General features: G+C 38.5%; 8 protein-coding genes. 1 reads left to right on the top strand and 7 read right to left on the bottom strand.

Features of this window, described 5'->3' with window-relative positions; all coding sequences use genetic code 11:
- Nucleotides 1–255 precede the first annotated feature (255 nt).
- The 6 genes from B0183_RS05920 to bcp all read right to left on the bottom strand — a co-directional run bounded on the left by B0183_RS05920 (nucleotide 256) and on the right by bcp (nucleotide 5666).
- Nucleotides 256–1155 carry a cation diffusion facilitator family transporter gene (locus B0183_RS05920; protein ID WP_021115936.1) on the bottom strand — a complete coding sequence of 300 codons (900 nt, stop codon included), beginning with the start codon at nucleotides 1153–1155 and terminating at the stop codon, nucleotides 256–258.
- Nucleotides 1155–1649, bottom strand: coding sequence for a hypothetical protein (locus B0183_RS05915; RefSeq protein ID WP_016527972.1), 495 nt, complete (start codon nucleotides 1647–1649; stop codon nucleotides 1155–1157). Before B0183_RS05915 ends, B0183_RS05920 begins: the two co-directional genes overlap by 1 nt.
- A gap of 137 nt (nucleotides 1650–1786) precedes the next feature.
- Entirely contained in the window at nucleotides 1787–3862 is a 2076-nt protein-coding gene (locus B0183_RS05910; protein WP_078208506.1) for a transglycosylase SLT domain-containing protein, read from the bottom strand.
- Nucleotides 3863–3954: 92 nt separating this feature from the next.
- On the bottom strand, nucleotides 3955–4494 hold the full coding sequence (hpt, locus tag B0183_RS05905) for a hypoxanthine phosphoribosyltransferase (RefSeq protein WP_012621694.1): 540 nt from the start codon (nucleotides 4492–4494) through the stop codon (nucleotides 3955–3957).
- A 133-nt stretch (nucleotides 4495–4627) separates the two neighbouring features.
- On the bottom strand, nucleotides 4628–5197 hold the full coding sequence (gmhB, locus tag B0183_RS05900) for a D-glycero-beta-D-manno-heptose 1,7-bisphosphate 7-phosphatase (RefSeq protein WP_021118101.1): 570 nt from the start codon (nucleotides 5195–5197) through the stop codon (nucleotides 4628–4630).
- The gene (bcp, locus tag B0183_RS05895; RefSeq protein ID WP_016527975.1) at nucleotides 5187–5666 is read right to left on the bottom strand and encodes a thioredoxin-dependent thiol peroxidase; all 480 of its coding nucleotides are present in this window, start codon (nucleotides 5664–5666) and stop codon (nucleotides 5187–5189) included. Before bcp ends, gmhB begins: the two co-directional genes overlap by 11 nt.
- Before the next feature lie 205 nt (nucleotides 5667–5871).
- On the opposite strand from bcp, the gene cspD reads away from it, so the two are divergent.
- Nucleotides 5872–6081 (top strand): cold shock domain-containing protein CspD, encoded by a 210-nt coding sequence (gene cspD, locus B0183_RS05890; RefSeq protein WP_005712476.1) that lies wholly within the window; start codon nucleotides 5872–5874, stop codon nucleotides 6079–6081.
- Nucleotides 6082–6236: 155 nt separating this feature from the next.
- Here cspD and aroA read toward each other — a convergent pair whose 3' ends face one another.
- Complete coding sequence (gene aroA, locus B0183_RS05885; protein WP_021115932.1) at nucleotides 6237–7550, bottom strand: 3-phosphoshikimate 1-carboxyvinyltransferase; 1314 nt, start codon at nucleotides 7548–7550, stop codon at nucleotides 6237–6239.
- Between the last annotated feature and the right edge of the window lie 67 nt (nucleotides 7551–7617).

The following is a 7617-nucleotide window of genomic DNA, read 5'->3' as shown; positions in this document are numbered from 1 at the left end:
AAAAAAAACAACATTTACATAAAATAAAGAATAAAATAACAAGCATTTTTCAACTTTTATTGTCAATTATTAAAAAAGTTAGAAATAATAGGCGGGAAATCTGATGAAAGCGGTGATTTAGATGGGATATTTTACACCGCATCGTCTCTTGAACAGGCTGCTATTTAATCATTATCACATAGCCTACTTAACATTGTCGTCTAATCCCAAATGCAACGGACGGTGGATAGGATGTTAAAGAATCGTCTTGATGATTTAGCCACTTTTCAATCCATTTTCCTGTTTTACAATCGTCGTTGGCTCTTGGTGGATAATCACTTCCGAATGAGGAAAGACTGCCAAGATTTTCTGTTCTAGGCTGTCGGTAATATCGTGTGCGACAACCAAAGGCAGATGATCGTCCAGTTCTAAATGTAGCTGAATAAAGCGAATTGCCCCTGCACGACGAGTTTTGACATCGTGTATGCCAATAATGCGTGGGTGTTGCAAGGCAATCGCCCAAATTTGATCGACTTCTTCTTGGGGTAAGGCTTTATCCAACAAGGATTGCACCGCTTCCCAGCACATTTTAGCTGCATTAAACAGAATATAAAGAGCAATTCCAATGGCAAATAGGGCATCGGCATAAATCACGCCGTAGATATTTAAAATCATTGCCACAAGAATTGCTGCGTTCATATAGAGATCCGTTTGATAATGTAACGAATCGGCCTCAATCGCTGGGCTTTGAGTGAGTTTCACCACTTTTTTCTGATACAGAACTAATGCAGCAGTAAGAACAATGGAGAACAAGCTAATCGCAATGCCTAATTCACTGCTTTGTACTAATTGTGGTTCGGTTAAACGTTGAATACCTTGTAGTAATAAGAATGTTGCAGAACCAGTGATAAAGGCACTTTGAGCAAGGGCGGCAAGGGATTCCGCTTTGCCGTGTCCGAAAGTGTGATCGTCATCAGCTGGCTGTAAAGCAAAACGTAACACGAGCATATTTGTTAAAGATGCGAACAAATCTACAAGAGAGTCCGTCATTGCCGCCAAAATCGCCATCGATCCTGTCTGCCACCACGCAAACGCCTTTGCAATAATTAAAGTAGCAGCGACAATCACAGCAAAGTTCGCTGCTCTTTTTACATATTGATTATACTGTTTTTCCATTAGTTACACTCAATTTGCCACGCTAATTGCGAAAACTGCCACGCCATTTGCTGAAGATCTTTCATATAAGCGGTTGGATTTTGCAAATTTTTTGCAGAAACAGACCGCTTGTCTGAGAACTGCATTTGGCTGTAACCACACTGAGAATTTTGCCCACGGGTGACTTCCAGCTGATAATCGTTAAAACGTTCTGTTGGTGGATAAAGCACTTGGCTTTGTAGCTCGTCACCGACAATCGCTACTTTCGCTTTGGTATCAGGCTGTTTAGCGAAAGTTTGCTGACGTAACTCCACCCTATCAGCAAGGCTTTTTTGTTGGCTGTTTTTATCAGTAAACAACAAAATGCCTTGTTGCCAGTTATTCGGATCTTTTGAGCTTTCTTTGAGTAAAAAAAGCGATTGTTGCATTTCATCAAGCTGATTTTGGGTCACTTTTTGGTAGGTTTTACCTTGAAAATTAACCTGTTCAGGTATCGAAAATTGCGGTGGTACCATCACGCAGCCCGTTAAAAACAGGGGTAAAAAAAAGGATTTTCGTAACATTATCACGCTATTGTTTCTCATATGTAAAATAGACTTTAGTTAAAGTATTCCAATAAAACTTTTCATTATTCTTTTTATTCATTAAAGAATTAATATCTTCTTTCTCTTTCATCTCTCGTAAATAAAACTAATGTTTCATTATACAAAAACTGATAATAATAGTCGTAAGCTAATACATTTTGCACATATCCCCTTGTTTCTACAAAAGGAATGGAGGCAATAAATTCGTCCATCGCCAAAGTGCCATTTGCACGTTCTAACCAACGGCTCACTCGGTGAGGCCCTGCGTTATATGCCGCCGCAATTAAAATTCGGTTATTTGGGTAGGTTTCATTTAACTCTGCTAAATGGGCTGTCCCCAACATAATGTTTTTAAAAGGGTCGAGTAAATCTTTTTCCCCTGTATAGCTCAGTTGATTTGCTTTGGCTGTTTGGCTTGCTGTGGTTGGCAATAACTGCATTAACCCTATTGCATTTGCGTGCGAACGTGCTTGAGCATTCCACGCACTCTCTTGGCGAGCGATTGCCATTGCAAAGGTTTTAGTGATTTTTTTATGCTGTAAATTGAGTTCAAACCAATCCGAATAAGCATTTGGCAGACGTAGCGATAAATAATCCCACGCTTTTGCCTGAATGGTTCCTTCAACGGCTAAATCAAACCAATCTTGTTGCAAAGCAAAGTTACTCAATGCAATTTTTTCGTCAAAACTCGCCGCTTGCAGTAAATCTACCCAAACAATTTTGGCAGCACTCAGCCGTTTTAACGCCCTTAACTCTGCAATGCGGTTAAGCTGAGGCTTAAATTTAAGGGTTTGTTGTTCTGTTAATTTGTTAATCGCTGGCAATACGAGCTGATAAGGCTGTCCTAGGGCTTGAGCCGCCAACATAGGATAAAATCCTCGCTCTGTGGCAAGTTGCTGGAAAATAGCCGCTTGTTGTGCCGGCTGGCTTTTGGCTAACCAATAACGCCATTCCGCTTTGGCTCTGGTTTCTGGGCTTAATAGCACTAACCATCTATTTAAATCGCTTTTCTGCCAGATCGCCGTTCGTAAGCGGCGTTCGGTTAAACTATCCTCTTTTAATTCGGCTAACTGTGCATCTCGCCACTGCTGGAACTGGGGTGTTGTGTTATCAAAAAAGCGTTGTAGAAACTGGATTTTCCATTCACGTACTTGATTTTCGCTAAGTTGCCACTGCTCTGCCCAAGTTTGATATGGGGCAAAATCCACATTTTGCATTTGTTCAGGCAATGTTTTGAGAAGTTTGGGGAAAGCGTGCAATACAAGCTGTTTATTGAGATCGTTAAGCGGTTGTTTCGCAATAAAATGTTGCAAATAATTCGGCTCAGACAAGAGTTTTTGTAAATCGGCAAGCCATTTTCCTAACTCGACATCTTGGTTATTTAACGCTAACTGGCTTAACTCCGATTTTGCATTTGTTATCCATAATTTGACCGCTTTTTGCTTCACTTTATCTTCGGTTTTTAACCCCTGATCTCGCCAGAAGGCTTCCAAGTTCGCACAGTCAGAGGGCAATGAGCCGTTATTGATCCAAAAATCATCAAACTTTGCTAAAAGCTGAGCTAACTCAGGCGATAAAGGTTGAGCCAGATTATTTGCTTGTGCCGCTTCTGGATTTAACTGTAATTTATCTGCTTGGCTTTGATATTGAACCGCCCACACCCGACATTGATTAGCAACGCTTAGCTCACCGACTTTGTCGCTATAGGCTAGAAGCTCTGACCATTTTTGCTGTTTGTACCACATTTCTATCGGGAACTGTTCCAGCTTATTGCGTTTTGCGATATGCGGATATTGCTTGATAAAGTGCAGAATTTCTTCTTGCGAAATAGCGTTCAATTTTAGTTTAGTATTTAATATAGCCCATTTCATCTCTTCAATCAGAGGGTAATCAAGCAACATTGCCTCTAAATGCACCACTCGCTCAAATATCGCATTAGAAAATTTTCCCTCTCGTTCCATCTCTCGTAATAAAGTCTCAAGCAGCAAAAAATTTACTCTTTGCTTTTCAAATTGACGGTAGATATTTTGTTGCTCGTTCTGCCATTGTAATTTTAGTTTCTCAATTTCTGGAGATGACTGAGACTGTGTAGCCCAAGCAGATAAACACATCGCCAAATAAACAAATAATATTTTTTTCCCCATAAACTCTCCTAGATACTAAAGCCCAATTAGAAATTAAAAACCGCTTGAAGTTTATATCAACAAGCGGTTAATTTAATTGAAAGTTTCACTTCTTATTCATCAATAATCACTTTCGCAATGTAATCTAAATTACGATAATGCTGTGCATAATCAATACCATATCCCACCACAAACTCATCGGGGATAGCAAAGCCAACCCATTCTACTGGTACATCCACTTCTCGACGAGAAGGCTTATCTAATAAAGTACAAATCGCAAGTGAGGAAGGTTCGCGCAAATTTAAAATATCATGCACTTTGTTAAGGGTAAAACCAGTATCAATAATATCTTCTACAATTAATACATCTTTGCCTTGAATTTCACTATCCAAATCCTTCAAGATTTTCACATCTCTGCTCGATTCTGTACTTAATCCATAACTTGATGCCGTTAAAAAATCGACTTCGACAGGTAAATTTAACTTACGCACCAAATCAGCCATAAACATAAAAGATCCTCTCAACAGTCCAACAACAACCAGACTCTGGCTATTTTTATGTTGGTAATGTTGATTAATCTGTTCTGCTAACTCAGTAATGCGGTTTTGAACTTCTTGAGAAGATATCATAGTTTCAATGTGATGTTTTTTCATAAACAAACCTTTTATCTATATACTATTTAAAAATACAATATGATGTATCAAATGCTATTATACCTCAATATTCTTTGATTAAATAAAACTACCCATTCTCCTTTTAAGATTAATCAACATTTAAATGTGTTCACTACATCATTTCATCTACATGGCCATCTATGAATTTAGGTAAATCAGCAACACTATCAATAACATAATCAGCGTTTAATTCACCTTCAGGTGTAATTGGTTTACCTGTCCGAACCAATATTTTCACTTTCACCCCAGCGTTCTCCGCAGCTAATATGTCCTCTAATTTATCTCCTACCATGATAGATTTTGAAGGGTCAATATCCAGATCAGAAATAGCTTGTAGCAATAAACCAGCTTTTGGCTTACGACAATCACAAGCCTTTTTATAATTACCAATTCCTTCAGGATGATGAGGACAATAATAAATACCATCCAATACCACACCATAGTCTTCATCTAATGACCAATCCATCCATTCTGTCAATTGATGAAATTGTGCTTCACTAAAATAGCCTCTAGCAATTCCAGATTGATTAGTCACTATCACTAGCATATATCCTTTATCTTGTAATTGCTTTAATGCATGGCCAACGCCTTTAATAAACCTGAAATCATCAATATCATGTACATAGCCATGATCAATATTAATTGTACCATCTCGATCCAGAAAAATAGCTTTATTCGCCATCACTATTGCCTTTTAAAAAGTTAATTACCAACTGGTGATGTTCTTTTGTTTTAAATTTATTAAATACAGACATAATTTTGCCATACTCATCCACTAAAAAACTAATTCGGTGAACCCCATCATAACTTTTTCCTAAAAATTTTTTCTTTCCCCACACGCCAAATGCTTCTGCTACCTTATGATCCACATCCGACAATAGAATAAAGTTCAAACTATTCTTCTCAAGAAATTTTGCTAGCTTTTCTGGCGAATCAGGACTAATGCCCAGAACCATCACATTTAAAGAATCAAGTTCTTCCTTGCTATCACGTAAACCACATGCTTGTGATGTACAACCTGGTGTTAATGCTTTAGGATAAAAATAAATTAGAAATTTTTTGTTTGGAAATTGCTCTAGAGTTACCCAATTAAAATTTTGATCTAATAGAGAGAATGATGGTACAGTATCGCCCACCCTTAATGTATCCATTATTATTCCTTTTAGCTCATTATAGAGACAATAAGTATATCATATTCTAAATATGCACTAAAATATTAAGCATAGGAAGATTTTCACAATTCGATTTTGAATAAAAATTTGTGATCTATGTCGTAAAATTTAACTTTTCCTATTGCACATTTTACATATCTGACTAAAATTTACATCATAATCTAACTAAGGGAGAAACATTATTATGGAAGTTGGTATTGTAAAATGGTTTAACAACGCCAAAGGATTCGGATTTATCACTTCGGACTCATATGAAGGTGATATTTTTGCTCACTTTTCAGTTATTGAAGGAGAAGGCTACCGCTCTTTAAAAATGGGACAAAAAGTTCATTTTGAGTTCACTCATGGAGATAAGGGAGCTTCAGCTGTACGCATTGTGCCAATTACTGAATAATTTCTTAGGGGCTACTTTAGCCCCTAATTTGTTACCCTTAATAAAGACTTTGGCATAATAGACAAAAAATAGTAATTAAAACCTTAACAGGTAGACAGTACCCGTCTTTTGAATCCTCTTAATGCTTGTTTAAAATAGCCTCAATCCCAATAAGATTATTTTTCTTCCCTACTAAAATTACAAGACATCTTCCCAAATTCATCAAAATACGTCGGGAAAGTTTTTGCGGTACATTTCGGATCTAAAATCGTCAGTGGCGTATTTGACAATGCCACCAAAGAGAAACACATCGCCATACGGTGATCGTTATAGGTTTCGATCTCAGCGTGTTGGAACTTATCTAACGCAAGCGGTTGAATACGAATAAAATCTTCCCCTTCTTCCACTTCCGCCCCAACTTTACGCAACTCTGTTGCCATTGCTGTCAAGCGATCTGTTTCCTTCACACGCCAGTTATAAATATTACGAATAACGGTTTCACCCTCAGCAAAAAGAGCGGTAGTTGCAATCGTCATTGCCGCATCAGGAATATGGTTCATATCCATATCAATGCCTTTAAGCTCCCCCTGCTCTGCTTGGATAAAATCTTCGCCCCAAGTGATTTTCGCGCCCATTTTCTCAAGCACATCCGCAAACAAGCGGTCGCCTTGAATGGAATTTTTACCAATCCCCGTCACTTTCACTTTCCCCTTAATTGCCCCTGCGGCTAAGAAATAAGAGGCAGAGGACGCATCGCCCTCAACCAAATATTTTTGCGGAGAAACATAATGCTGATTACCTTTAACAAAGAAAGTTTGGTAATTATTATGCGACACTGTCACGCTAAAATCCTTCATCATCGCAAGGGTAATATCAATATAAGGCTTGGAGACCAACTCACCGACAATCTCAATTTCCATATCTCCGGAGGCAAGGGGTGCGGACATCAAAAGTGCGGTCAAAAATTGCGAAGAAATCGAACCATCAATCTGAATTTTGCCGCCTTGAATACCCAAATTACGAATAGCAATCGGCGGATAGCCTTCATTTTCAAGATATTGCACGGAAGCCCCCGCTTGCAATAACGCATCAACCAAATGTTTAATCGGACGCTCTTTCATACGCGGCTCGCCCGTTAAAATCACCTCAGCCTCTTGCTCACCTTTCAAACAAAGTGCCGCTGTTAAAGGACGCATTGCGGTGCCGGCATTACCTAAAAACAGCGACAAACCATTTTGCCACTGAAACGCACCGCCCACGCCCTCAACGGTACAAACGGTTTTATTATCAGAAAGCTGATAATTCACCCCCAAAGCTTTCAAGGCATTGAGCATATGGCGAATATCATCGCTATCCAATAAATTCGTTACTTGCGTTGTCCCCTGTGCCAAGGCTGCTAACAACAACGCACGGTTTGAAAGGCTTTTTGAACCCGGTAAATTAATTTCGCCCTCAACACGAGCGATAGGATTTAGTGTTAATTTTTCCATAATGAAATCCTAATAATTAAATAGTTTTTATAATATCTAAAAAAACAACCTCTTAGAATTCATTAAG

Origin of the sequence: Glaesserella parasuis (assembly GCF_002015085.1) — a bacterium.
In the GTDB taxonomy this organism is placed as follows: Bacteria; Pseudomonadota; Gammaproteobacteria; order Enterobacterales; family Pasteurellaceae; genus Glaesserella; species Glaesserella parasuis.
This window is presented reverse-complemented; position numbering and strand designations above follow the sequence as displayed.